25 protein-coding genes are annotated in these 23,914 nt (G+C 53.8%); 22 read left to right on the top strand and 3 right to left on the bottom strand.

Features of this window, described 5'->3' with window-relative positions:
• The first annotated feature begins 185 nt into the window (after positions 1–185).
• The 7 genes from NNO04_RS19810 to mqo all read left to right on the top strand — a co-directional run bounded on the left by NNO04_RS19810 (position 186) and on the right by mqo (position 9,351).
• On the top strand, positions 186–1,280 hold the full coding sequence (locus NNO04_RS19810; RefSeq protein WP_271446105.1) for a porin OmpC: 1,095 nt from the start codon (positions 186–188) through the stop codon (positions 1,278–1,280).
• A 115-nt stretch (positions 1,281–1,395) separates the two neighbouring features.
• Entirely contained in the window at positions 1,396–2,448 is a 1,053-nt protein-coding gene (apbE, locus tag NNO04_RS19805; protein WP_271446104.1) for an FAD:protein FMN transferase ApbE, read from the top strand.
• Positions 2,449–2,521: 73 nt separating this feature from the next.
• Positions 2,522–3,586: a bifunctional DNA-binding transcriptional regulator/O6-methylguanine-DNA methyltransferase Ada gene (gene ada, locus NNO04_RS19800; RefSeq protein WP_271446109.1), complete on the top strand. Its 1,065-nt coding sequence runs from the start codon at positions 2,522–2,524 to the stop codon at positions 3,584–3,586.
• Entirely contained in the window at positions 3,586–4,242 is a 657-nt protein-coding gene (gene alkB / locus NNO04_RS19795) for a DNA oxidative demethylase AlkB (protein WP_271446108.1), read from the top strand. Before ada ends, alkB begins: the two co-directional genes overlap by 1 nt.
• 69 nt (positions 4,243–4,311) lie before the next feature.
• Positions 4,312–5,955 carry a multidrug ABC transporter permease/ATP-binding protein gene (locus tag NNO04_RS19790; protein ID WP_271446103.1) on the top strand — a complete coding sequence of 548 codons (1,644 nt, stop codon included), beginning with the start codon at positions 4,312–4,314 and terminating at the stop codon, positions 5,953–5,955.
• 147 nt (positions 5,956–6,102) lie between these two features.
• The gene (gene mgtE / locus NNO04_RS19785) at positions 6,103–7,539 is read left to right on the top strand and encodes a magnesium transporter (RefSeq protein ID WP_271446102.1); all 1,437 of its coding nucleotides are present in this window, start codon (positions 6,103–6,105) and stop codon (positions 7,537–7,539) included.
• A gap of 156 nt (positions 7,540–7,695) precedes the next feature.
• Positions 7,696–9,351, top strand: a complete 1,656-nt coding sequence (gene mqo / locus NNO04_RS19780; protein ID WP_271446107.1) for a malate dehydrogenase (quinone) — start codon at positions 7,696–7,698, stop codon at positions 9,349–9,351.
• 49 nt (positions 9,352–9,400) lie between these two features.
• Here mqo and eco read toward each other — a convergent pair whose 3' ends face one another.
• Complete coding sequence (gene eco, locus NNO04_RS19775; protein WP_271446106.1) at positions 9,401–9,898, bottom strand: serine protease inhibitor ecotin; 498 nt, start codon at positions 9,896–9,898, stop codon at positions 9,401–9,403.
• Positions 9,899–10,308: 410 nt separating this feature from the next.
• On the opposite strand from eco, the gene napF reads away from it, so the two are divergent.
• The 15 genes from napF to NNO04_RS19700 are packed head-to-tail and all read left to right on the top strand — an operon-like array spanning position 10,309 to position 22,447.
• Positions 10,309–10,800 carry a ferredoxin-type protein NapF gene (gene napF, locus NNO04_RS19770; protein ID WP_271446101.1) on the top strand — a complete coding sequence of 164 codons (492 nt, stop codon included), beginning with the start codon at positions 10,309–10,311 and terminating at the stop codon, positions 10,798–10,800.
• Entirely contained in the window at positions 10,790–11,053 is a 264-nt protein-coding gene (napD, locus tag NNO04_RS19765) for a chaperone NapD (protein WP_162379194.1), read from the top strand. Before napF ends, napD begins: the two co-directional genes overlap by 11 nt.
• Complete coding sequence (napA, locus tag NNO04_RS19760) at positions 11,050–13,536, top strand: nitrate reductase catalytic subunit NapA (protein WP_271446100.1); 2,487 nt, start codon at positions 11,050–11,052, stop codon at positions 13,534–13,536. The genes napD and napA overlap by 4 nt, the downstream gene beginning before the upstream one ends.
• 6 nt (positions 13,537–13,542) lie before the next feature.
• On the top strand, positions 13,543–14,238 hold the full coding sequence (gene napG, locus NNO04_RS19755) for a ferredoxin-type protein NapG (RefSeq protein ID WP_271446099.1): 696 nt from the start codon (positions 13,543–13,545) through the stop codon (positions 14,236–14,238).
• On the top strand, positions 14,225–15,088 hold the full coding sequence (napH, locus tag NNO04_RS19750) for a quinol dehydrogenase ferredoxin subunit NapH (protein ID WP_271446098.1): 864 nt from the start codon (positions 14,225–14,227) through the stop codon (positions 15,086–15,088). Before napG ends, napH begins: the two co-directional genes overlap by 14 nt.
• Positions 15,085–15,534: a nitrate reductase cytochrome c-type subunit gene (gene napB, locus NNO04_RS19745; RefSeq protein WP_192612842.1), complete on the top strand. Its 450-nt coding sequence runs from the start codon at positions 15,085–15,087 to the stop codon at positions 15,532–15,534. Before napH ends, napB begins: the two co-directional genes overlap by 4 nt.
• A gap of 9 nt (positions 15,535–15,543) precedes the next feature.
• Positions 15,544–16,146 (top strand): cytochrome c-type protein NapC, encoded by a 603-nt coding sequence (gene napC, locus NNO04_RS19740; RefSeq protein WP_192612841.1) that lies wholly within the window; start codon positions 15,544–15,546, stop codon positions 16,144–16,146.
• A gap of 14 nt (positions 16,147–16,160) precedes the next feature.
• Positions 16,161–16,787, top strand: a complete 627-nt coding sequence (gene ccmA, locus NNO04_RS19735; RefSeq protein ID WP_271446097.1) for a cytochrome c biogenesis heme-transporting ATPase CcmA — start codon at positions 16,161–16,163, stop codon at positions 16,785–16,787.
• Positions 16,784–17,443: a heme exporter protein CcmB gene (ccmB, locus tag NNO04_RS19730; RefSeq protein ID WP_271446096.1), complete on the top strand. Its 660-nt coding sequence runs from the start codon at positions 16,784–16,786 to the stop codon at positions 17,441–17,443. Before ccmA ends, ccmB begins: the two co-directional genes overlap by 4 nt.
• Before the next feature lie 41 nt (positions 17,444–17,484).
• Complete coding sequence (locus tag NNO04_RS19725; RefSeq protein WP_271446095.1) at positions 17,485–18,222, top strand: heme ABC transporter permease; 738 nt, start codon at positions 17,485–17,487, stop codon at positions 18,220–18,222.
• Positions 18,219–18,431, top strand: coding sequence for a heme exporter protein CcmD (gene ccmD, locus NNO04_RS19720; RefSeq protein WP_271446094.1), 213 nt, complete (start codon positions 18,219–18,221; stop codon positions 18,429–18,431). The genes NNO04_RS19725 and ccmD overlap by 4 nt, the downstream gene beginning before the upstream one ends.
• Positions 18,428–18,907 (top strand): cytochrome c maturation protein CcmE, encoded by a 480-nt coding sequence (ccmE, locus tag NNO04_RS19715; protein ID WP_271446093.1) that lies wholly within the window; start codon positions 18,428–18,430, stop codon positions 18,905–18,907. Before ccmD ends, ccmE begins: the two co-directional genes overlap by 4 nt.
• Positions 18,904–20,847, top strand: coding sequence for a heme lyase CcmF/NrfE family subunit (locus NNO04_RS19710; protein ID WP_271446092.1), 1,944 nt, complete (start codon positions 18,904–18,906; stop codon positions 20,845–20,847). Before ccmE ends, NNO04_RS19710 begins: the two co-directional genes overlap by 4 nt.
• Positions 20,844–21,401 (top strand): thiol:disulfide interchange protein DsbE, encoded by a 558-nt coding sequence (gene dsbE / locus NNO04_RS19705; protein WP_271446091.1) that lies wholly within the window; start codon positions 20,844–20,846, stop codon positions 21,399–21,401. Before NNO04_RS19710 ends, dsbE begins: the two co-directional genes overlap by 4 nt.
• Positions 21,398–22,447, top strand: a complete 1,050-nt coding sequence (locus tag NNO04_RS19700) for a cytochrome c-type biogenesis protein CcmH (protein ID WP_271446090.1) — start codon at positions 21,398–21,400, stop codon at positions 22,445–22,447. Before dsbE ends, NNO04_RS19700 begins: the two co-directional genes overlap by 4 nt.
• A gap of 44 nt (positions 22,448–22,491) precedes the next feature.
• Here the strand turns inward: NNO04_RS19700 and narP are convergent, their stop codons facing one another.
• Positions 22,492–23,139 carry a nitrate/nitrite response regulator protein NarP gene (narP, locus tag NNO04_RS19695; protein WP_271446089.1) on the bottom strand — a complete coding sequence of 216 codons (648 nt, stop codon included), beginning with the start codon at positions 23,137–23,139 and terminating at the stop codon, positions 22,492–22,494.
• 306 nt (positions 23,140–23,445) lie between these two features.
• A partial coding sequence (locus NNO04_RS19690; protein ID WP_271446088.1) for a hypothetical protein occupies positions 23,446–23,914 on the bottom strand: 469 nt, incomplete at its 5' end.

The following is a 23,914-nucleotide window of genomic DNA, read 5'->3' as shown; positions in this document are numbered from 1 at the left end:
GAAATTAACATTCTGAAACATCTGTATGGATAAATGAAACATTTTAAAAGTTTTAGTATCATATTCGTGTTGGATTATTTTGTCATTTTGAGGAGAATGAAGTTGCCGACTGGTTAATGAGGGTTAACCAGAATGCAGTGGCAATAAAAAAAGCAAATAAAGGCATATAACAGAGGGTTTACAAAATGAAAGTTAAAGTACTGTCCCTCCTGGTACCGGCTCTGCTGGTAGCGGGTACCGCGAATGCGGCCGAAATTTATAACAAAGACGGCAACAAATTAGACCTGTACGGTAAAGTCGACGGTCTGCACTATTTCTCCGATGATGACAGCGTTGATGGCGATCAGACCTACATGCGTCTTGGCTTCAAAGGCGAAACCCAGGTAAACGACCAACTGACCGGTTACGGCCAGTGGGAATACCAGATTCAGGGTAACACCTCTGAAAACCAAAATGATTCCTGGACCCGTCTGGCGTTTGCGGGTCTGAAATTCGGTGATGCAGGTTCATTCGACTACGGTCGTAACTACGGTGTGGTTTACGACGTGACCTCCTGGACCGACGTTCTGCCGGAATACGGCGGCGACACCTACGGTTCTGACAACTTCATGCAACAGCGTGGTAACGGCTTCGCGACCTACCGTAACTCTGACTTCTTCGGTATGGTTGATGGCCTGAACTTCGCTATCCAGTATCAGGGTAAAAACGGTAGCCCAAGCGGTGAAGACCAGACCAACAACGGTCGCGATGCTCTGCGCCAGAACGACGAAGGCGTTGGTGGTTCTATCACTTATGATATCGGTGAAGGCTTCGGTATCGGTGCTGCGGTTTCTGGTTCTAACCGTACCCACGATCAGAACGATGGCACCTATATCGGTACCGGTTCTCGTGCTGAGACCTACACTGGTGGTCTGAAATATGATGCCAACAACGTTTACCTGGCTGCACAATACACCCAGACTTACAACGCGACTCGCACTGGCGATCTGGGTTGGGCTAACAAAGCACAGAACTTCGAAGCGGTTGCACAGTACCAGTTCGATTTCGGTCTGCGCCCGTCCGTGGCTTACCTGCAGTCCAAAGGTAAAGACCTGGGCCGTGGTTACGGCGATCAGGACATCCTGAAATATGTTGAAGTTGGCGCGACTTACTACTTCAACAAAAACATGTCCACCTATGTTGATTACAAAATCAACCTGCTGGATGACAACCGCTTTACCAACGATGCCGGTATCAGCACCGATGACATCGTCGCTCTGGGCCTGGTTTACCAGTTCTAATTGTCGGTTTTGTCGACCAAAGGGCCTGCGGGCCCTTTTTTAATGCCTTTTTTCCGGCGTACAAACAACGGTTTTTGGTGTACTCTTGCGCCCGTTCGCATGAGGATAATCACGTATGGAAATGACTTTTTTTCGGACAGTCCTGTTGGCTGCCACGATCTTTTTTGTGGGGTGCGATAATGCCCCAAAACCCGTTAAACCGGTTCCCGAGGCGCAGGTGCTGGAAGGTAAAACGATGGGAACCTTCTGGCGTGTCAGTGTTGTGGGCGTCGATGCCAAACGCCTCCAGGAGCTAAAGGTCCGGATTCAGACCCAGCTTGATGCAGATGACCAACTGCTCTCCACCTATAAAAATGACTCCGCATTAATGCGCTTTAATCAGTCGCAAAGTCTTTCACCCTGGCCCGTCAGTGAAGCGATGGCCGATATTATCACCACCGCGTTGCGTATTGGCGCGAAAACGGATGGGGCGATGGACATTACCGTCGGTCCGTTGGTCAATCTGTGGGGCTTTGGCCCGGAACAACAGCCGGTGACGATCCCAACGGAGGAACAGATTAACGCTGCAAAAGCCAAAACCGGACTGGAGCATCTGACGGTTATTGAGCAGGCGCGGCAACAGTATCTGCAAAAAGATATCGCGGACTTGTATGTCGATCTCTCCACCGTTGGCGAGGGATATGCGGCGGATCACCTGGCGTATCTGATGGAGCAGGAAGGTATCTCCCGCTATCTGGTTTCTGTTGGTGGCGCGTTGAGCAGTCGGGGAATGAATGCCGAAGGGCATCCGTGGCGGGTGGCTATCCAAAAACCGACCGATCAAGAAAATGCGGTCCAGGCGGTTGTCGATATCAACGGGCATGGCATCAGCACGTCCGGAAGCTATCGCAACTATTATGAACTGGACGGTAAACGCGTATCTCATGTTATTGATCCGCAAACCGGACGTCCTATTGAGCATAACCTGGTGTCGGTGACGGTGATCGCCCCGACGGCGCTGGAAGCTGATAGCTGGGATACCGGGCTGATGGTACTCGGCACGGAAAAAGCGAAAGAGGTGGTTCGCCGTGAAGGGCTGGCCGTTTACATGATCGTCAAAGAAGACGACGGCTTTAAAACCTGGATGTCTCCGCAGTTTAAGGGTTTCCTCATCAGCGAGAAAAATTAAAAAGCAAGATTGCGGGTTTTCGTTCGATGGTTTGTGGACACACTAAGCACTATGCTTACCGAAGGAGTCCATGATGAAAAATGTCTTACGAGTTAACGATGATCAACGCTGGCAGTCGGTAATGGATCGTGATCCTGATGCTGACGGCCAGTTTGTCTTTGCGGTGATGACGACGGGGATCTTCTGCAGACCCTCCTGTCGGGCGAAGCATGCCCTGCGTAAAAACGTCCGTTTTTTCGTTGATGCCCGTGAAGCGCTGACCGCAGGGTTCCGTCCCTGCAAACGTTGCCAGCCAGACAAAGAAAATGCCCATCAACAGCGGCTGGATAAAATCACCCGCGCGTGTCATTTGCTGGAACAGGATACGCCCATCACGCTAGAGGCTCTGGCGCAGAACGTTGCCATGAGTCCGTTTCATTTACACCGTTTGTTTAAAGCAACGACGGGAATGACCCCGAAAGCGTGGCAGCAGTCCTGGCGTGCCCGCCGTTTGCGTGACGCGCTGGTAAAAGGGGAGACGGTGACGCAGGCGGTTCTCAACGCCGGTTATCCTGATAGCAGCAGCTATTACCGTAAAGCCGATGAAACATTAGGCATGACGGCGAAGCAGTTTCGCAAAGGAGGCGACAAGGTTACCGTTCGCTATGCCATGGCGGACTGTGCGTTGGGTCGCTGCCTGGTGGCGGAAAGCGAACGCGGGATCTGTGCGATCCTGTTAGGTGACGACGATGCCGGGCTTATCGCCGGACTGCATGAAATGTTTCCCGCCGCACGTGATGAGCCTGCGGATGCGGATTTTCAGCAACGGGTACAGCAGGTGATTACCAGTATTAACGCCCGCAACACCCCACTTACTTTACCGCTGGACATCCAGGGGACGGCATTTCAGCAACAGGTCTGGCAGGCATTGCGTACCATTCCTTGCGGCGAAACGGTCAGCTATCAGCAGCTTGCCAACGCCATTGGAAAACCGAAAGCGGTCCGTGCCGTTGCCAGCGCCTGTGGGGCAAATAAACTGGCGATAGTGATCCCCTGTCATCGCGTGGTGCGGGGGGATGGCTCGCTTTCCGGCTATCGCTGGGGCGTGGCGCGTAAGGCGCAATTGCTTAAGCGCGAGACGCAAGCAGGGGAGTCATGATGCTGGATCTGTTTGCGGACGCTGAGCCCTGGCAAGAGCCGCTGGCACCAGGTGCGGTTATCCTGCGTCGCTTTGCTTTCAGCACGGCGCAGAGACTGCTGCAGGATATTTTGGCGATTGCCAGTCAGTCACCGTTTCGCCATATGGTCACACCCGGCGGGTACACCATGTCAGTGGCGATGACCAACTGCGGTCCGCTGGGCTGGACCACCGATCAGCACGGTTATCTGTATTCGCCCGTCGACCCGCTGACGGGCAAACGCTGGCCGCCCTTGCCTGAGGCTTTCGCCAGCCTGTGCCAACAGGCAGCAACCGCAGCAGGTTATCCCGACTTTACGCCAGACGCTTGTCTGATCAACCGTTATGCACCGGGGGCGAAGTTGTCGCTGCATCAGGATAAAGATGAACCGGATCTGCGAGCGCCGATTGTCTCGGTTTCTCTGGGGTTGCCCGCTATCTTCCAGTTTGGTGGTTTGCATCGCAATGATCCGTTAAAACGGCTGCTGCTGGAGCATGGCGATGTTGTGGTCTGGGGCGGTGAATCCAGATTATTTTATCATGGTATACAACCGCTTAAATCAGGCTTTCATCCTTTGACCGCCGACTATCGCTACAATCTGACATTCCGGCAGGCGGGTAAAAGGGAATATAAATAAGAATTATTATTGCTGTCGGCGTTGAGATGTTTAAACTGCGGGCTGTTATTACTTGTCCGGGTTATCTGAATGGAACTTCTTCTTCTTGTCTGGCGGCAGTATCGCTGGCCATTTATCAGCGTCATGGCGCTCAGCCTCGCCAGTGCTGCGTTGGGGATTGGGCTGATTGCCTTTATCAATCAACGTCTGATCGAAACGGTCGACGTCTCGCTGAGGGTATTACCGGAATTTCTCGGATTGCTGCTGTTGTTGATGGTGGTGACGCTGGGATCACAGCTGGCGCTGACGACGTTGGGACACCATTTTGTCTACCGTCTGCGCAGCGAGTTTATCAAACGTATTCTGGATACCCGTGTAGAACGTATCGAACAACTGGGCAGTGCTTCGTTACTCGCTGGCTTAACCAGCGACATCCGCAACATCACCATTGCGTTTGTGCGCTTGCCTGAACTGGTGCAGGGCATCATCCTGACCCTCGGATCTGCGGCCTATCTCGCCATGCTCTCAACCAAAATGTTGCTGGTCACCGCAATCTGGGTGGCGGTAACCATCTGGGGTGGGTTCGTGCTGGTGGCGCGGGTTTACAAACATATGGCGACGCTGCGCGAAACGGAAGACAAACTGTATAACGACTATCAGACCGTGCTGGAAGGGCGTAAAGAGCTGACGCTGAACCGTGAGCGCGCGGAACATATTTTTAACCAGCTCTATGTGCCGGATGCTAAAGAGTATCGTCACCACATTATTCGCGCGGACACCTTCCATCTCAGTGCCGTCAACTGGTCGAATATCATGATGTTAGGGGCGATTGGTCTGGTTTTCTGGATGGCGAATAGCCTCGGTTGGGCAGACACTAACGTAGCCGCAACTTACTCCCTGACGCTGCTTTTCCTGCGTACGCCGCTGTTATCTGCGGTGGGGGCATTACCGACATTGCTCACTGCCCAGGTGGCGTTCAATAAACTCAATAAATTTTCTCTGGCGCCGTTTAAAGCCGAATTCCCACGCCCCAAAGCATTCCCTGACTGGAAGACGCTGGAGTTGCGTAACGTCATGTTCCGTTACCAGGACAATGCATTTTCGGTGGGGCCGGTCAATCTGACCATTCATCGGGGGGAGTTGCTGTTCCTGATTGGCGGCAACGGGAGCGGAAAATCGACGCTGGCGATGTTGTTGACCGGGTTATACCAGCCGCAATCCGGTGAAATTTTGCTGGATGGCGAAGCGGTCCCGGTGGATAAACCGGAAGACTATCGTAAGCTTTTTTCCGCCGTATTTACCGATGTCTGGCTGTTTGATCAGCTGTTGGGACCGGAAGGAAAACCCGCCGATTCTGCACTGGTAGATAAATGGCTTGAACACCTGAAAATGGCGCACAAACTCGAGTTAAGCGATGGACGCATTCTCAACCTGAAGCTGTCAAAGGGGCAGAAAAAACGCGTGGCGCTGCTACTGGCGCTGGCGGAAGAGCGTGACATTATTCTGTTGGATGAGTGGGCCGCCGATCAGGATCCGCACTTCCGTCGCGAATTCTACCAGGTGTTGCTGCCGCTCATGCAGGATATGGGAAAAACCATTTTTGCCATCAGCCACGATGATCACTATTTCATCCACGCCGACCGCCTGCTCGAAATGCGCAATGGGCAGCTTAGCGAACTGGTGGGTGATGAACGTGACGCCGCCTCGCGTGACGCGGTTGCGCGTACCGCCTGACCTCCCAGGCCCGATAGTGCAACGCTTATCGGGCCTTCGATCCCCTGTATAACGCCGTTTTTTTATCCAACCTCGTTGACCGTTTATTGTTATTTACATTTTTGGGGGCCATCCTTACTGGCATTCCATAATTTGGATTTATAACTCATGACCGTAACAACGAAAAATACCGCCAGGCAACGTGATGAAGAGCGTGCCCGCCTCATCTGGTTGCTGACCACCGATAAAGCCGTTATTTCCACCCTGTTAGGTAAACTCACCCTGGCTGAGCAATATGACGTCGGTACGTTATCCGACGATATTGCTGAGGTAGGGGCGTTGGTCGCTCACCTGCCGCCTGCCGATCTCGCCGACACCCTGGAAGCATTGCCTTCCGAAGAGCGTCATGCACTGTGGCGACTGGTGGACAGTGAAAAACGCGGCAAGGTGTTGATTGAAGCCTCAGAAAACGTCTGGGACGATTTGATTGACGAAATGACCGACCGTGCGCTGCTGGATGCGTTGCAGAATCTCGACATCGATGAACAGATTTATCTGGTGCAGCATTTGCCGCGAAATCTCACGGGGAGATTGCTGGCGACATTACCGCCGGAAGAGCGTGCCCGCGTGCGTCAGGTTATGCACTACGGGAAGAATCGCGTTGGCGCAATCATGGAATTCGAAGTCATTACGGTGCGCCCGGATGTGACCTTAGAAGCGGTGCAGCGGTATTTACGCCGACTGGGAAAAATGCCAGAAAACACCGATAAACTCTTTGTTATCAATCGGAAAAAAACGCTCGTCGGCGAGCTGACGTTAACCTGCATTTTGCTCAACGATACGCAGAAAAAGGTGAGTGAGGTCATGAATGATGACCCGATGACCTTCGCCCCGGAAGACAAAGCCGAGAACGCAGCGCGAACCTTCGAACGTGACAACCTGGTCAGCGCGGCAGTAGTGGATACGTCCGGTAAGTTGATGGGGCGCTTAACCATCGATGAAATTGTTGATGTGGTGTATGAAGAAACAGATACCGATCTGCGGCGCATGGGGGGATTAAGCGCGGAGGAAGACGTCTTTGCCCCGGTAACAAAAGCCGTGAAAACCCGCTGGGCGTGGCTGGCCATCAATTTGTGTACTGCGTTTATCGCCTCCCGCGTGATTGATGGTTTTGAACACACCATTTCACAGCTGGTCGCGCTGGCCTCCCTGATGCCGATTGTCGCCGGGATCGGGGGAAATACCGGGAATCAAACGATCACCATGATCGTGCGGGCGCTGGCGTTGCAGCATATTCAGCCGGGAAATTTAACCTTTCTGATCCTGCGCGAGATGGGCGTTGCGTTGATCAATGGCCTGGTCTGGGGCGGGATCATGGGGGGCGTGACCTGGTGGCTGTATGACGACATGGCACTGGGGGCGGTGATGACGTTGGCAATGGTGCTCAATCTGTTAGTCGCCGCGTTGATGGGGGTCATCATTCCCATGGCGATGCTGAAGTTTGGGCGCGACCCGGCGGTTGGCTCCAGCGTTATGATCACGGCGCTAACGGACACCGGCGGCTTCTTCATTTTTCTTGGACTGGCGACCATTTTTCTTCTGTAGGCTGATAAATATTCAAATTAACAACAATAACTTTAAAATTTTAATATAAGTTATAAACAATATTTAAATTTTATGACTTAAATGTTAACGTTAGTGCCGTTAGATTCTCACCTGCATAAAAGCGAAAAGCGATACTCAAAGTAAGGCATTAACATGATGAAAAAAGCGACGGCCATGCTCTTCACCCTGGCCGTGGGGCTGAATGTTGTTTCTATGGCAGCAAAAGCGAAAGCGACCGAAGAGCAGGAGACGGATGTACTGTTGATTGGCGGCGGCATTATGAGCGCCACCCTGGGGACGTATCTACAGGAGCTGGAGCCGGACTGGTCTATGACCATGGTTGAGCGACTGGATGGTGTTGCGCAGGAGAGCTCAAACGGCTGGAATAACGCCGGGACAGGCCACTCTGCACTTATGGAGCTGAACTACACGCCGAAGAAAGCCGATGGTTCCATCAGCATTGAAAAAGCCGTCGACATCAACGAATCCTTCCAGATTTCTCGCCAGTTCTGGGCACATCAGGTTAACAGCGGCGTACTTCACGATCCGCGCTCCTTTATCACGACCGTTCCGCACATGAGCTTTGTCTGGGGCGACGAGAACGTGAACTTCCTGCGCGCCCGCTATGCGGCGCTCCAGCAGAGCACCCTGTTCCGCGGTATGCGTTACTCCGAAGACCACGCGCAGATCAAAGAGTGGGCGCCGCTGGTAATGGAAGGACGCGATCCGAAACAGAAAGTGGCCGCCACGCGTACTGAAATCGGTACTGACGTGAACTACGGCGAAATTACCCGTCAGCTGATCGCATCGTTACAGAAGAAACCGAACTTTGCGCTGCAAGTGAGCACGGAAGTGCGTGGCTTTAAGCGTAACGCCGATAATACCTGGACCGTGACTGTTGCCGACCTGAAAAATGGTGAAGCAGAGCACGACATCAAAGCGAAGTTTGTCTTTATCGGGGCCGGTGGTGCGGCGCTGAAACTGATGCAGGAGTCCGGAATTCCGGAAGCCGATGGCTATGCCGGATTCCCGGTGGGCGGTCAGTTCCTCGTCTCGGATAACCCGGATGTGGTGAATCGCCACCTGGCGAAAGTGTATGGTCAGGCTTCTGTCGGCGCACCGCCGATGTCGGTCCCTCATATCGACACCCGTGTTCTGGATGGTAAACGCGTTGTGCTGTTTGGGCCATTTGCGACCTTCTCTACCAAATTCCTGAAAAACGGTTCGCTGTGGGATCTGATGAGTTCAACTACGACATCGAACTTTATGCCAATGGTGAACGTGGGGCTGGACAACTTTGATCTGGTGAAATACCTGATTAGCCAGGTGATGCTGAGCGATGACGACCGTTTTGAGGCGCTGAAAGAGTACTATCCGCAGGCGAAGAAAGAAGACTGGCGTCTGTGGCAGGCGGGTCAGCGTGTGCAGATCATCAAACGTGATGCAGACAAAGGCGGCGTACTGCGTCTGGGCACTGAAGTGGTGAGCGACAAAGACGGTACCATTGCGGCACTGCTGGGCGCGTCACCGGGTGCGTCAACCGCGGCACCGATCATGCTGCATCTGATGGAAAAAGTGTTTAAAGATAAAGTCGCTACACCGCAATGGCAGGCGAAGCTGAAAACGATTGTGCCGTCATACGGTACAAAACTGAACGGTAACGTTGAGGCGACGGAACAAGAGTTGCAGTACACCAGTAAGGTGCTGGGTCTGAAATATGACAAACCTCAGGTGGCGGACGCAGCGCCGACACCGCAACTGAAACCTCAGGCTCAGCCAGAGCGTAAAGCAGTCGCAGATATCGCGCTGTAAAATAAAAAAACCTGCTTCGGCAGGTTTTTTTTATCTCTGAACAAACGTATTAACGCTCTACTGCGTTCTGAACGTTTTCGTCTGCTTTCCAGATGCGGTATTTCACTTCTACGTTTTCCGGGGTATATACCACGATAGGCAGTTTGCTGTTGTAGCGCAGCATCCCGGTATCACCCAAATAGGCGGTCACGAATTTTTTCTCTTTTTTGCCATCCGGGCAGGCCATCATGGTTGAAACAGGAGACGAGACTTTATCAACGACGTAATAGTTGTAGCCCCAGCCTTCCAGCGTTTTGCTTTCCAGCTGTCCGCCAAGACGATGACGGTTGCAATCTACTTCCAGCGTTTGACCGATTAACAGCTCTACTTTGAGGGTAGATTCATCCTGTTCAGGCGTGAGCTGGATAACCTGACGTTTCATGCCTTTCTCTGCCTTCGGATAGGGCGCGACTTTTTCCAGCGGTTGAGAATTTGCCTCTTGAGCGGTAGCCAGGGCTGAAGTACTGGCGAAAGCGGCCAACAGTACCGCAGGAACAAGGGTCTTCATTTTATTGTTCACAATATTTCCTTTTTCTCGCTTATGAACGATTTCGCGCAGCGTAACATATTCACAATTCTTATTAATCTAAATTTACTTATATTTTAAGTGTATTGTATGAGTGGTTTGGTGTTGATTTGGTGCTATATGTCGAATTGGTTATTTTAAATAGGATAATTCTCTGTTTTATCTCTTGCGGGTGAGGGTTGAAAGATAACCTGCTGAAATGTGAGCAAAAGCACATTACCCCACGGCAATCCTACACTCTTTTGATCCGGCAACAGCATTTACCCCTATCGGGGTATGCACCTCTTTCACATCCTGAAATATCGTACACCTAAAAATTACAACTCATAAAAAGTGCGGTTTTTATTGTCGTTCACTCCCCTGAATGAGCGTCGTTATGGAAGGACAATGTCATGGTTGAACTATCCCGTCGAGGCATGTTGACAGGCGCCTGGCGCAAAGCCAGTAACGGGATCTGTCCGCCGTGGAGCGGGGAAGTCTCACACTTTCTGGCAAATTGTACCCGTTGCGACGCCTGCATTCAGGCATGTGAGAACAACATCCTGCAGCGAGGCCAGGGTGGCTACCCAAGCGTAAATTTCAAACAGGGCGAGTGCAGCTTTTGTTATGCCTGCGCGCAAGCCTGTACCGAATCTCTTTTTCTTCCGCGCCACACCAGGGCCTGGGATCTGAATTTTACCCTTGGGCAAGATTGCCTGGCATACCAGTCTGTTGAGTGTCATCGCTGCCAGGACAGCTGTGAACCGATGGCTATCACGTTTCGCCCCACGCTGTCGGGCATTTATCAACCGCAACTTAACAATCAGGCATGCAGTGGATGCGGGGCGTGTGTCGCCAGTTGCCCGGTGTCAGCCATTAATGCGGAGTACAACCATGCACACTAACTGGCAGGTTTGTAGCCTGGTAGTTCAGGCAAAAAGCCAGCATATCACCGACATCAGCGCGCAATTACAGCAGTTTTCTGGCTGCGAAGTTGCCCTTAGTGATGTGGAAAGCGGTCAGTTGATCGTGGTGGTAGAAGCAGAACACAGCGAAACGCTGATGCAAACAATTGAGTCGGTACGCAACGTTGCGGGCGTGCTGGCGGTGTCGCTGGTTTATCACCAGCAGGATGAGCAAGGTGAGGAAACACCATGAAAATCAGTCGTCGTAGCTTTATGAAAGCTAACGCCGTTGCGGCCGCTGCGGCGGCTGCCGGACTCAGCGTGCCGGGCGTTGCCCGCGCCGTGGTCGGTCAGCAGGAAGCCATCAAGTGGGACAAAGCGCCGTGCCGTTTTTGCGGAACGGGTTGCGGCGTGCTGGTGGGGACTCAGCAGGGGCGCGTTGTGGCGTGTCAGGGTGATCCTGATGCGCCAGTTAACCGTGGGCTTAACTGCATCAAGGGTTACTTTCTGCCGAAAATCATGTACGGAAAAGACCGTTTAACGCAGCCGATGCTGCGTATGAAAGACGGCAAGTTCAATAAAGAAGGCGAGTTTACCCCGATTAGCTGGGACCAGGCCTTCGACATCATGGAAGAAAAATTCAAAACCTCTTTGAAAGAGAAAGGACCCGAATCAGTAGGGATGTTTGGTTCCGGTCAGTGGACAGTTTGGGAAGGCTACGCGGCGGCGAAACTGTTCAAAGCCGGTTTCCGTTCGAACAACATCGATCCGAACGCCCGCCACTGCATGGCATCGGCGGTGGTAGGCTTTATGCGTACCTTCGGTATGGATGAGCCAATGGGCTGCTATGACGATATCGAGCAGGCCGACGCGTTTGTGCTTTGGGGCGCGAATATGGCGGAGATGCACCCGATTCTGTGGTCGCGTATTACCAACCGTCGTTTGTCCGATCCCAATGTGAGCGTGGCTGTGCTGTCCACTTTCCAGCATCGTAGTTTTGAGCTGGCGGATAACGGTATGGTGTTTACACCGCAAACCGATCTGGTGATCCTCAACTACATCGCAAATTACATTATTCAGAACGACGCGGTTAATCAGGATTTCTTCAGTAAACACGTCAACCTGCGCAAAGGGGCGACGGACATCGGCTATGGCTTGCGTCCAACCCATCCGCTGGAGAAAGCGGCGAAAAACCCGGGTTCCGACGCTTCTGAGCCGATTAGCTTTGACGAGTACAAAGCGTTCGTCGCGGAGTACACGCTGGAAAAAACCGCCGAAATGACCGGCGTACCGAAAGATCAGCTGGAACAGCTGGCGCAGTTGTATGCCGATCCGAAGAAGAAAGTGATCTCCTACTGGACGATGGGCTTTAACCAGCACACGCGCGGCGTGTGGGCCAACAACCTGGTCTACAACCTGCACCTGCTGACCGGTAAAATTTCGCAACCTGGCTGTGGACCGTTCTCCCTGACCGGTCAGCCCTCCGCCTGTGGTACCGCCCGTGAAGTGGGGACTTTCGCCCACCGTCTGCCTGCGGATATGGTGGTGACCAATGAGAAGCACCGTGACATCTGTGAGAAACACTGGCAGATCCCGGCGGGCACCATTCCGGCGAAAATCGGTTTACACGCGGTGGCGCAGGACCGTGCGCTGAAAGACGGCAAGCTGAACGTCTACTGGACGATGTGCACCAACAACATGCAGGCCGGACCGAACATCAACGAAGAGCGTATGCCGGGCTGGCGCGATCCGCGCAACTTCATCATTGTCTCTGATCCTTACCCAACCGTCAGCGCGCTGGCCGCCGACCTGATCCTGCCGACGGCGATGTGGGTTGAAAAAGAAGGGGCTTACGGCAACGCCGAGCGCCGTACCCAGTTCTGGCGCCAACAGATTAAAGCGCCGGGTGAAGCGAAATCTGACCTGTGGCAACTGGTTCAGTTCGCCCGCCGTTTCAAAACTGAAGAGGTCTGGCCGGAAGCGCTGCTGGCGCAGAAACCGGAACTGCGCGGTAAAACGTTGTATGACGTGCTGTTCGCCACCCCTGCGGTAAGCAAATTCCCACTGACAGAGCTCGCGGAAGATCAACTTAATGATGAATCCCGCGAGCTGGGTTTCTACCTGCAAAAAGGGTTATTTGAAGAGTACGCCTGGTTTGGTCGCGGACACGGTCACGATCTCGCCCCGTTCGATGATTATCACAAAGCACGCGGTATACGCTGGCCGGTGGTCGACGGGAAAGAGACGCTGTGGCGTTACAGCGAAGGCCACGATCCGTATGTGAAAGCGGGTGAAGGCTACAAGTTTTACGGCAAGCCGGATGGCAAAGCGGTGATCTTCGCGCTGCCGTTTGAACCTGCGGCAGAAGCGCCGGATAAAGAGTACGACCTGTGGCTTTCTACTGGTCGCGTGCTGGAACACTGGCACACCGGCAGTATGACGCGCCGTGTGCCTGAGCTGCACCGTGCGTTCCCGGAGTCGGTGCTGTTCATTCATCCGCTGGATGCGAAAGCCCGTGACCTGCGCCGTGGTGACAAAGTGAAAGTCGTCTCTCGTCGTGGCGAGGTGATTTCGATTGTCGAAACCCGTGGGCGTAACCGTCCGCCGCAGGGGCTGGTGTATATGCCGTTCTTCGATGCCGCACAGCTGGTGAATAACCTAACGCTGGATGCGACGGATCCTCTCTCCAAAGAGACGGATTTCAAGAAGTGCGCAGTGAAACTGGCGAAGGTGTAATACGGCATGTCCCGGTCAGCAAAATCGCAAAATGGCCGCCGCCGCTTTCTGCGCGATATGGTTCGCGCAGCAGGCGGGCTGGCTGCCGTTGGCGTGGCGCTGGGGTTACAGCAGCAAACCGCACGCGCAACGGGCGTGCGGTTGCGACCACCGGGCGCCATCGCTGAAAACGCGTTTGCCAGCGCCTGTGTACGGTGCGGGCAGTGCGTTCAGGCATGCCCGTATGACACGCTAAAACTGGCGACGCTGGCCTCCGGGCTGGCCGCCGGAACGCCGTATTTCATCGCCCGCGACATCCCCTGCGAAATGTGTGAAGACATTCCGTGCGCCAAAGTGTGTCCAAGTGGGGCGCTGGACCGGGAGATTAGCTCAATTGATAATTCCCGCATGGGGCTGGCGGTATTGCTGGATCAGGAGAACTGCCTCAACTTTCAGGGATTGCGTTGCGACGTCTGCTATCGCGAATGCCCAAAAATCGATGAGGCGATCACCCTGGAACTGGAGCGCAATATGCGCACAGGTAAGCATGCGCGTTTCCTTCCTACCGTTCACAGCGACGCCTGCACGGGCTGCGGTAAGTGCGAAAAAGTCTGTGTCCTGGAGCAACCGGCAATAAAAGTATTGCCGCTGTCGCTGGCGAAAGGGGAGTTGGGTCACCACTACCGTTTTGGCTGGCTGGAGGGAAACGATGGCAAATCGTAAACGTGATGCCGGGCGTGAAGCCCGGGTGAAAAAAGGCTGGTGGCTCAGCCATCGCTGGTTGGTTTTTCGTCGCGTGAGTCAATTGCTGGTGCTGGGAATGTTTCTGAGCGGCCCGTGGTTTGGCGTGTGGATCCTCCACGGCAACTACAGCAGCAGTTTGCTGTTCGACGCCATCCCGTTCACCGATCCGCTGATCGTCTTGCAAAGCCTGGCCAGCGGACATTTACCCGCCACGGTTGCGCTGACCGGGGCGGTGATCATTACGGTGCTGTATGCCCTTGCCGGAAAGCGATTATTTTGCAGTTGGGTCTGCCCTCTGAATCCCGTTACCGATTTTGCTAACTGGCTACGCAGAAGGTTTGACCTGAATCAGTCCGCGAGCCTTCCTCGTCATATACGGTACGTGCTTCTGGTTGTGGTGTTGGTAGGCTCGGCCCTGACTGGAACGCTACTGTGGGAATGGATCAATCCGGTTTCTCTGCTGGGGCGAAGCCTGGTGATGGGATTCGGTAGCGGCGCACTGCTGATTATCGCTCTGTTTTTATTTGATCTACTGGTCGTTGAACACGGCTGGTGCGGGCATCTCTGTCCTTTAGGCGCACTGTATGGCGTGCTGGGAAGTCACGGCGCGCTGACCGTTACGGCGAAAGACAGACAGAAATGTAACCGCTGTATGGATTGTTTTCATGTTTGCCCGGAACCGCATGTGCTACGTGCGCCGGTGCTGGATGAGCAAAGCCCGGTGCAGGTCACCAGCCGCGACTGCATGACCTGCGGTCGTTGCGTGGATGTCTGTTCTGAGGACGTTTTTACAATAACAACACGATGGAGTTCGGGAGCGAAATCATGAAAAGCCATGACCTGATTAAAGCACTGTGTCAGTGGACGGCCGGGCTGGCCCTGGTTGTCAGTAGTGCGGTTTGGGCAGCAAACGGAGTAGATCTGAGCCAGTCGCCAGAAGTGTCTGGGACGCAGGAAGGGGCAATTCGTATGCCTAAAGAGCAGGAGCGCCTGCCGCTGAACTATGTCAATCAGCCCCCTATGGTTCCACACAGCGTAGACGGATACCAGGTAACCACCAACACCAACCGCTGCCTGCAATGTCACGGTGTAGAAAGCTATCGCACCACGGGGGCGCCGCGTATCAGCCCGACGCACTTTATGGATAGCGACGGCAAAGTGTCAGGTGAAGTCGCGCCGCGCCGCTATTTCTGTTTGCAGTGCCACGTACCACAGGCAGACGCAGCGCCGATTGTTGAAAACACGTTTACGCCCTCGAAAGGTTACGGGAAATAAGAGGTCATTATGGAAAATTCTAACCGTAAACCGGGTGTCATTAAGCGCGTCTGGCAATGGTGGCGTCGACCCAGCCGTCTGGCACTGGGCACGTTACTGTTAATCGGTTTTGTCGGCGGCATTATTTTCTGGGGCGGTTTCAACACCGGTATGGAAAAAGCCAACACCGAAGAGTTCTGCATCAGCTGCCACGAAATGCGTAATACGGTGTATCAGGAATATATGGAAACCGTACACTACAACAACCGCAGCGGCGTGCGCGCAACGTGTCCCGATTGTCACGTTCCGCACGAGTGGGGTCCGAAAATGATCCGTAAGATCAAAGCCAGTAAAGAGCTGTATGCAAAGGCATTTGGTCTTATAGATACTCCGCAGAAATTTGAAGATCATCGACTGACCATGGCGCAAAATGAGTGGCGGCGAATGAAAGACAACAACTCGCAAGAGTGTCGCAATTGCCACAACTTCGAATTTATGGATTTAACGGCACAGAAAGGTGTCGCGGCGAAAATGCACGATCAGGCGGTGAAAGAGGGGCAAACCTGTATCGATTGTCACAAAGGTATAGCGCATAAACTCCCGGATATGCGCGACGTGAAACCAGGCTTTTAACAGGATGTTGATGAGTGGGAATACTTGAAGCCAGAGAACTCCTCTGCGAGCGCGACGACAGAATATTGTTTAGTGGACTGTCGTTTTGCGTGAAGGCCGGGGAATGGGTACAAATTACCGGAGGCAACGGCGCAGGGAAAACCACGCTCCTGCGCTTGCTGACCGGGCTGGCTCGCCCTGATGCCGGGGAGGTCTACTGGCAAGAGCAACCACTACGCAACGTACGGGATAGCTACCATCAGGATCTGCTGTGGATCGGACATCAGCCGGGGATTAAAACCCGGCTTTCGGCGTTGGAAAACCTGCGTTTTTTCCATCAGGACGGCGATATCTCACAGTGCCTGGAAGCCCTGGCACAGGCCGGACTGGCTGGCTACGAAGACATCCCTGTTAACCAACTCTCTGCCGGACAGCAGCGCCGCGTTGCGCTGGCGCGCCTGTGGCTTACCCGGGCCACTCTCTGGATCCTCGACGAACCTTTTACCGCCATCGATGTGAACGGCGTGGAACGCCTGACGCAGCGGATGGCGCATCATACCGACCAGGGCGGGATAGTGATTCTGACCACCCATCAGCCGATGAATGTGGATACCGACAGGATCCGCCGCATTGCGCTGACCAGTGAGAGGGCCGGGCAATGATGTGGCGAATTTTCCGTCTCGAACTGCGAGTTGCGTTCCGTCATAGTGCGGAGATCGCCAATCCGTTATGGTTCTTTCTGATTGTTATCACCCTGTTTCCGTTAAGTATTGGCCCGGAGCCGCAGCTGCTGGCGCGCATTGCGCCTGGCATTATCTGGGTCGCCGCGCTGCTCTCTTCGCTGCTGGCGCTGGAGCGGCTGTTTCGTGATGATTTACAGGACGGCAGCCTGGAACAACTGATGCTGCTGCCCATACCGTTACCGGCTGTGGTGCTGGCGAAGGTGATGGCGCACTGGATGGTGACCGGATTGCCGCTGTTGATTCTCTCCCCCCTGGTGGCGTTGCTGCTGGGAATGGACGTCTACGGCTGGAAGGTCATGGCGCTGACATTGTTGCTGGGGACGCCGACGCTGAGCTTTCTCGGCGCGCCGGGCGTGGGGCTGACGGTAGGACTCAGGCGTGGCGGCGTATTGCTGAGTGTGCTGGTGTTGCCGCTGACGATCCCATTATTAATTTTTGCAACCGCCGCGATGGATGCGGCATCCATGCATTTGCCTGTTGAGGGATACATGGCGATCCTCGGCGCACTGCTGGCAGGCAGCGCGACGTTAAGTCCTTTTGCGACGGCGGCAGCGTTACGCATCAGTTTGCAGTAACGCGGTTTTTAACTTTTTTGTTTGAGTCTGGTGACTGAATTATGTGGAAAACACTTCATCAACTAGCGATCCCGCCACGGCTCTATCAGATCTGTGGTTATTTTGTTCCGTGGCTGGCGATTGCCACTGTGGTGGTGTTGGCGACGGGCTGGATCTGGGGATTCGGCTTCGCCCCTGCGGATTATCAGCAGGGACAAAGTTACCGGATTATTTATCTGCATGTGCCGGCGGCGATCTGGTCGATGGGGATCTACGCCTCAATGGCGGTTGCCGCGTTTATCGGCCTGGTCTGGCAGATGAAAATGGCCAACCTGGCGGTGGCGGCGATGGCGCCGGTGGGTGCCGTGTTTACCTTTATTGCGCTGGTCACCGGTTCCGCATGGGGCAAACCGATGTGGGGAACCTGGTGGGTATGGGATGCCCGACTCACTTCAGAGCTGGTGCTGCTGTTTCTCTACGTCGGCGCCATCGCGCTGTGGCATGCGTTTGACGACCGCCGTCTGGCGGGTCGTGCGGCAGGTATTCTGGTGCTGATTGGCGTGGTGAACTTACCGATTATTCATTACTCGGTGGAGTGGTGGAACACGCTGCATCAGGGTTCGACGCGTATGCAACAAAGCATTGATCCGGCGATGCGCGCTCCGCTTCGTCTGGCGATTGTGGGTTATCTGCTGCTGTTTATGACCCTGGCGTTGATGCGTATGCGCAACCTGATCCTGATGATGGAAAAACGCCGCCCGTGGGTGAGCGAACTGATATTAAAAAGAGGCCGCCAATGACCAGCGCATTTGCATCCTGGAGTGATTTCTTCGCAATGGGCGGTTACGCCTTTTATGTCTGGCTGGCGGTCGTGATGACGCTGATTTCGCTGGGGGGAGTGGTGTTGCATACCGTCTTACAGCACCGGGCGATTATACGCGGCGTGGCGCAACAGAACGCGCGCGAAGCCCGAATGCGAGCGGTACAGACGCAACAGGAGGTCGCGTGAATATTCGACGTAAAAATCGCTTGTGGATAGCGGTTGCCGTACTGGGCGGTCTGGCGCTGACCATCACGCTGGTGCTGTATGCGCTGCGTTCCAACATCGACCTGTTTTACACGCCGGGCGAGATTATTTACGGCAAGCGCGAAACGCAGCAGTTGCCAGAGGTCGGCCAGCGCTTGCGTGTCGGTGGCATGGTGATGCCGGGAAGTGTGAAACGGAATCCGGATTCGCTCAAAGTTAACTTCAGCATTTATGACGCCGAAGGCGTGGTGGACGTTACTTACGAAGGCATTCTGCCGGATCTGTTCCGCGAAGGGCAGGGGGTGGTGGTACAGGGTGTGCTCGGGGAGAACAATCATGTTCAGGCAAAAGAAGTGCTGGCCAAACATGATGAAAACTACACGCCGCCCGAAGTGGAAAAAGCGATGCAGGAAAACCATCGTCGTCCGGAAAGCGTCTACAAGGATAAAGCCTCATGATGCCTGAGATTGGCAACGCACTGCTGTGCCTGGCGCTTGGCGTGGCGTTATTGCTCTCGATTTACCCGCTATGGGGTGTGGCGCGCGGCGATGTGCGAATGATGGCGTCAGCGCGACCTTTCGCATGGCTGCTGTTTATTTGTGTCGTGGGTGCTTTCATGGTGCTGGTGAATGCGTTCGTGGTGAACGATTTTACCGTGACCTACGTGGCCAGTAATTCCAACACGCAACTGCCGGTCTGGTATCGTGTGGCGGCCACCTGGGGCGCTCACGAAGGCTCGTTGCTGTTGTGGGTGCTACTGATGAGCGGCTGGACGTTTGCCGTCGCGCTGTTCAGCCAGCGGATGCCGCTGGATATCGTCGCGCGTGTGCTGGCGGTTATGGGCATGGTGAGCGTCGGTTTTCTGCTGTTTATTCTGTTCACCTCGAATCCTTTCGCCCGTACATTGCCGGACTTCCCCATTGAAGGGCGCGATTTAAATCCGCTGTTGCAGGATCCTGGCCTCATTTTCCATCCACCGCTGTTGTATATGGGCTATGTGGGTTTCTCGGTGGCGTTTGCCTTTGCTATCGCCTCGTTGATGAGTGGGCGTCTGGACAGCACGTTTGCACGCTTCTCCCGCCCCTGGACGCTGGCCGCGTGGGTTTTCCTGACGCTCGGAATTGTGTTGGGATCCGCCTGGGCGTATTACGAGCTGGGCTGGGGCGGCTGGTGGTTCTGGGATCCGGTGGAAAACGCCTCATTTATGCCGTGGCTGGTGGGCACCGCGCTGATGCATTCGCTGGCGGTGGCGGAACAGCGCGCCAGCTTTAAAGCCTGGACGCTGCTGCTCTCGATCTGCGCTTTCTCGCTTTGTCTGCTGGGGACCTTCCTGGTGCGTTCAGGCGTACTGGTCTCTGTTCACGCGTTTGCCTCCGATCCTTCCCGCGGGATGTTCATCCTCGCCTTTATGGTGCTGGTGATTGGCGGCTCGTTACTGCTGTTCGCCACGCGTGGGCATAAAGTCCGCTCCAGGGTGAATAACGCCCTGTGGTCACGCGAGTCACTGCTGCTGGGCAACAACGTGCTGCTCATTGCCGCCATGCTGGTAGTGCTATTGGGTACGCTGCTGCCGCTGGTGCATAAGCAGTTAGGGCTGGGCAGCATTTCAATCGGCGAACCGTTCTTCAATACCATGTTTACCTGGCTGATGGCGCCATTTGCCCTGCTGCTGGGGATCGGACCGCTGGTTCGCTGGGGCCGCGACAGACCGCGTAAAATCAAAACGTTACTGATTATCGCGTTGGTCAGCACGCTGGTGCTCTCACTGTTACTGCCCTGGCTGTTTGAGAACAAAATTGTCGCGATGACGGTCGTCGGACTGGCAATGGCAAGCTGGGTCTTTGTGCTGGCGATGGCGGAAGTGGCGCTGCGTATCTCGCGCGGCACCAAAATGAGCCTCAGCCATTGGGGAATGGTGGCCGGACATGTTGGACTGGCGGTGACGCTGGTGGGGATTGCCTTTAGCCAGAACTACAGCGTTGAACGTGATGTGCGCATGAAGGCGGGTGATAGCGTGGATATTCACGAATATCGCTTTACGTTTCGTGAAGTCAGGGATATCACCGGGCCAAATTATCGTGGCGGCGTGGCCATCATCGGCGTAACCCGGGACGGTAAAGCAGAAGCAACGCTCCATGCGGAAAAACGCTTCTACAACAGTACCAGTTCAATGATGACGGAAGCGGCGATTGATGGTGGTATCACCCGTGATTTGTACGCAGCACTTGGCGAAGAGCTGGATAACGGCGCATGGGCCGTGCGGTTGTATTACAAACCGTTTATTCGTTGGATATGGGCGGGTGGGTTGCTGATGGCGCTGGGCGGGCTTTTCTGCCTGTTTGACCCACGTTATCGCAAGCGTGCTTGTTCGCGTAACACCGCGCCGGAGGTTGTATGAAGCGCAACGTACTGTTGATACCTTTTGTTATTTTCCTCGTCATCGCTGCTGCGCTGTTATGGCAGCTGGCGCGTAATGCGGAAGGGGACGATCCGACCCGGCTGGAATCGGCGTTGATTGGCAAACCGGTACCGACATTCCGGCTGGAATCGCTGGAGAATCCCGGTCAGCATTATCAGGCGGATGTCTTAACGCAGGGCAAACCGGTATTGCTTAACGTCTGGGCGACCTGGTGCCCGACCTGTCGTGCAGAGCATCAATATCTGAATCAGCTTTCGGCGCAGGGTGTCCGGGTGGTGGGGCTGAACTACAAAGATGACCGCCAGAAAGCGATCGTCTGGCTGAAAGAGTTAGGCAACCCTTACGCACTTAGTCTGTTTGATGGTGACGGCATGCTTGGCCTCGATCTGGGGGTGTATGGTGCGCCAGAAACCTTTCTGATCGACGGGAAGGGGATCATTCGTTACCGTCATGCGGGCGATCTTAACGCGCGGGTGTGGGAAAGCGAAATCAAGCCGCTGTGGGAGAAATACAGCAAGGAGGCCGCGCAATGAGATTTTTATTGGGGATGCTGATGCTGGTGATCTCCGGCTCAGCGCTGGCCACCATTGATGTGATGCAGTTTAAGGATGAGTCGCAGGAGCAACAGTTCCGTCAGCTCACCGAGCAATTGCGTTGTCCGAAATGTCAGAACAACAGCATTGCCGATTCCAACTCGATGATTGCCACCGACCTGCGGCAAAAAGTGTACGAGCTCATGCAGGAAGGAAAAAGCCAGCAAGAGATCGTCGATTATATGGTGGCGCGTTACGGTAATTTTGTCACTTACGATCCGCCGTTAACCCCGCTGACCCTGTTGCTGTGGGTTCTGCCGGCAGTCGCTATCGGTGCGGGGGGCTGGATTATTTTTGCCCGTTCGCGTCGCCGTGTTCGATTGAAACGGGAAACGTTTCCTGACGAACTCCCCGCAGGGGAGAAACGTACCGGGTTGGGTATCTATATTCCTGGGGTTGTGATTGCCACTGTCGTGGGAGCGGTCAGCTATTATCAGACCGGCAATTATGCGCAGGTGAAAATCTGGCAACAGGCCACCGCACAGACGCCAGCCCTGCTTGAACGGGCGCTGGACCCGAAGGCTCAACCGCTCAATGAAGAAGAGATGACGCGTCTGGCACTGGGCTTACGTACTCGTCTGCAAAGCGATGAGGGTAATACCGAAGGCTGGATTATGCTTGGACGTATCGGCATGGTGCTGGGAAATGCCAGCACGGCAACGCAAGCTTATGCCAATGCTTATCGGCTGGATCCTAAAAACAGTGACGCTGCGCTGGGTTATGCCGAAGCGTTAACGCGCTCTTCCGATCCTGATGATAATCGTCAGGGCGGAGAGTTACTGCGCCAGTTGGTGAGAAGCGATCATGCTAACGTTCGGGTGTTAAGCATGTATGCGTTTAATGCCTTTGAGCAGCAGCGGTATGGCGAGGCGGTGGCGGCCTGGGAAATGATGCTGAAATTACTGCCTGCTAACGATACGCGCAGGGCGGTGATTGAACGCAGTATTAAACAGGCGATACAGCAACTGTCACCCCAGGCAGAGTAATCGGCTGATTGCCGGATAAGCAGCCTTATCCGGCATGTTGTTCTTTAATGCAGGCCGCGTGTTTGCAGAAACAGAATCGTCGCCGCAACGCGTGAACGCACGTTGAGCTTACGCAACAGATTGCGGATATGCACCTTAACAGTTTGTTCTGAGATGTTCAGCACAGAGGCAATCTGCTTGTTAGACAGTCCCTGAGCCAGTTCATGCAGAACATCCAGCTCACGTTCAGTCAGCATGCTGAAGGGATCTTCTTCAGCACCAAACATTTCCCGCTCACGCAAGTACTCACTGACGCGATCACTGAAGACGTTGCCGCCGTTCGCGCCTTTGCGAATAGCGTCCAGCAGAACTTCAGGGTCGCTGTCTTTCAGCAAATAACCATCAGCACCCGCGTCGATCAAGGCGTAAACGTCGCTGGCAGCGTCGGAAACAGTGAGAATAATGATTTGCGCGGTAACGCCATCCCGACGCAACGCATTCAGGGTATCCAGCCCACTCATGCCCTTCATATTGAGATCAAGCAGGATCAAGTCTACGTCAAGACGGTTTGCCAGATCGATAGCGCTCGCGCCATCACCGGCTTCGGCAATGACGTTAAATGCGCTATCCAGCTCCAGTAATTGACGAATTCCTCGCCGCATAAGCGGATGATCATCCACAATGAGCACCTGAAAAGGGGTTGCTTCAGGCATGCTGTTCTCCTGAGATTATTAGAATCTGTATTGTTTTCAGCGTGTCACTCGTTCAGATTCGTCACGCTGATGAGAGCGTAAATTTTACCCTAATTTACCTATGGGTACGTAGTAAAACCTGTGTGACTGAACGGCGTCTTGTGAGAAAGGTGAATGGCAGAGATAAAAAACCAACCTGATACGGTTGGTTTTTCCAAGGGATTTTAGTCGGTACGAGAACACCTTAACCGTCATTTGGGGTTCCGTTATCCCCGAAACCCCAAAATCGCTTATATTGCATAAGCGATTTAATATAAATAATCGGTCTTAATTGTCGTTTCGAACACAAATCAGGAGAGGATTGGAAAGTACCTGGAATAACACGCCATTACTATTGACACTCGCTATTTTAGTATAAAACTCAGTTCCTGGCGCTCTTGGTAGGATGTGCCGTACCCATATCTCTTCAGGCAATGTGTCATTTTTGTTTATTTCACTGTGTGTGATTTTAGTTTTCTTTATGCCGTTTAATTCTGATCTATTTAATTTAACAAATTCTGTTCTATTAACGATGTATTCATGCTCATCCACTTTTAGCGAACCTGCAAAATAGAAAGTTGCTTCATCGTGTAACGTTATGATAATGTTAGTGTTAACATTTAGATCTATTTTAATGCCGTCTTGTTCTATATGTGAAATAACCTGAGCATCACAGCGGAAAGGCTTAAAAGCCTGATGGTGATAATATAATAAACCGCATAAAAAAAGAACTATGATAATTAAAGCAATAATTACC

The sequence above is a fragment of the Citrobacter sp. Awk 4 genome, from assembly GCF_028069725.1.
In the GTDB taxonomy this organism is placed as follows: Bacteria; Pseudomonadota; Gammaproteobacteria; order Enterobacterales; family Enterobacteriaceae; genus Citrobacter_D.
Note: the sequence above shows the minus strand (reverse complement) of the source record. Positions and strands in the feature narration are given on the sequence as shown.

Bases quoted from the DNA above. Each gene is read 5' to 3' on its own strand.
- NNO04_RS19810 (WP_271446105.1), top strand. From the start codon at position 186: ATGAAAGTTAAAGTACTGTCCCTCCTGGTACCGGCTCTGCTGGTAGCG.
- apbE (WP_271446104.1), top strand. From the start codon at position 1,396: ATGGAAATGACTTTTTTTCGGACAGTCCTGTTGGCTGCCACGATCTTT.
- ada (WP_271446109.1), top strand. From the start codon at position 2,522: ATGAAAAATGTCTTACGAGTTAACGATGATCAACGCTGGCAGTCGGTA.
- alkB (WP_271446108.1), top strand. From the start codon at position 3,586: ATGCTGGATCTGTTTGCGGACGCTGAGCCCTGGCAAGAGCCGCTGGCA.
- NNO04_RS19790 (WP_271446103.1), top strand. From the start codon at position 4,312: ATGGAACTTCTTCTTCTTGTCTGGCGGCAGTATCGCTGGCCATTTATC.
- mgtE (WP_271446102.1), top strand. From the start codon at position 6,103: ATGACCGTAACAACGAAAAATACCGCCAGGCAACGTGATGAAGAGCGT.
- mqo (WP_271446107.1), top strand. From the start codon at position 7,696: ATGAAAAAAGCGACGGCCATGCTCTTCACCCTGGCCGTGGGGCTGAAT.
- eco (WP_271446106.1), bottom strand. From the start codon at position 9,898: ATGAAGACCCTTGTTCCTGCGGTACTGTTGGCCGCTTTCGCCAGTACT.
- napF (WP_271446101.1), top strand. From the start codon at position 10,309: ATGGTTGAACTATCCCGTCGAGGCATGTTGACAGGCGCCTGGCGCAAA.
- napD (WP_162379194.1), top strand. From the start codon at position 10,790: ATGCACACTAACTGGCAGGTTTGTAGCCTGGTAGTTCAGGCAAAAAGC.
- napA (WP_271446100.1), top strand. From the start codon at position 11,050: ATGAAAATCAGTCGTCGTAGCTTTATGAAAGCTAACGCCGTTGCGGCC.
- napG (WP_271446099.1), top strand. From the start codon at position 13,543: ATGTCCCGGTCAGCAAAATCGCAAAATGGCCGCCGCCGCTTTCTGCGC.
- napH (WP_271446098.1), top strand. From the start codon at position 14,225: ATGGCAAATCGTAAACGTGATGCCGGGCGTGAAGCCCGGGTGAAAAAA.
- napB (WP_192612842.1), top strand. From the start codon at position 15,085: ATGAAAAGCCATGACCTGATTAAAGCACTGTGTCAGTGGACGGCCGGG.
- napC (WP_192612841.1), top strand. From the start codon at position 15,544: ATGGAAAATTCTAACCGTAAACCGGGTGTCATTAAGCGCGTCTGGCAA.
- ccmB (WP_271446096.1), top strand. From the start codon at position 16,784: ATGATGTGGCGAATTTTCCGTCTCGAACTGCGAGTTGCGTTCCGTCAT.
- NNO04_RS19725 (WP_271446095.1), top strand. From the start codon at position 17,485: ATGTGGAAAACACTTCATCAACTAGCGATCCCGCCACGGCTCTATCAG.
- ccmD (WP_271446094.1), top strand. From the start codon at position 18,219: ATGACCAGCGCATTTGCATCCTGGAGTGATTTCTTCGCAATGGGCGGT.
- NNO04_RS19710 (WP_271446092.1), top strand. From the start codon at position 18,904: ATGATGCCTGAGATTGGCAACGCACTGCTGTGCCTGGCGCTTGGCGTG.
- dsbE (WP_271446091.1), top strand. From the start codon at position 20,844: ATGAAGCGCAACGTACTGTTGATACCTTTTGTTATTTTCCTCGTCATC.
- NNO04_RS19700 (WP_271446090.1), top strand. From the start codon at position 21,398: ATGAGATTTTTATTGGGGATGCTGATGCTGGTGATCTCCGGCTCAGCG.
- narP (WP_271446089.1), bottom strand. From the start codon at position 23,139: ATGCCTGAAGCAACCCCTTTTCAGGTGCTCATTGTGGATGATCATCCG.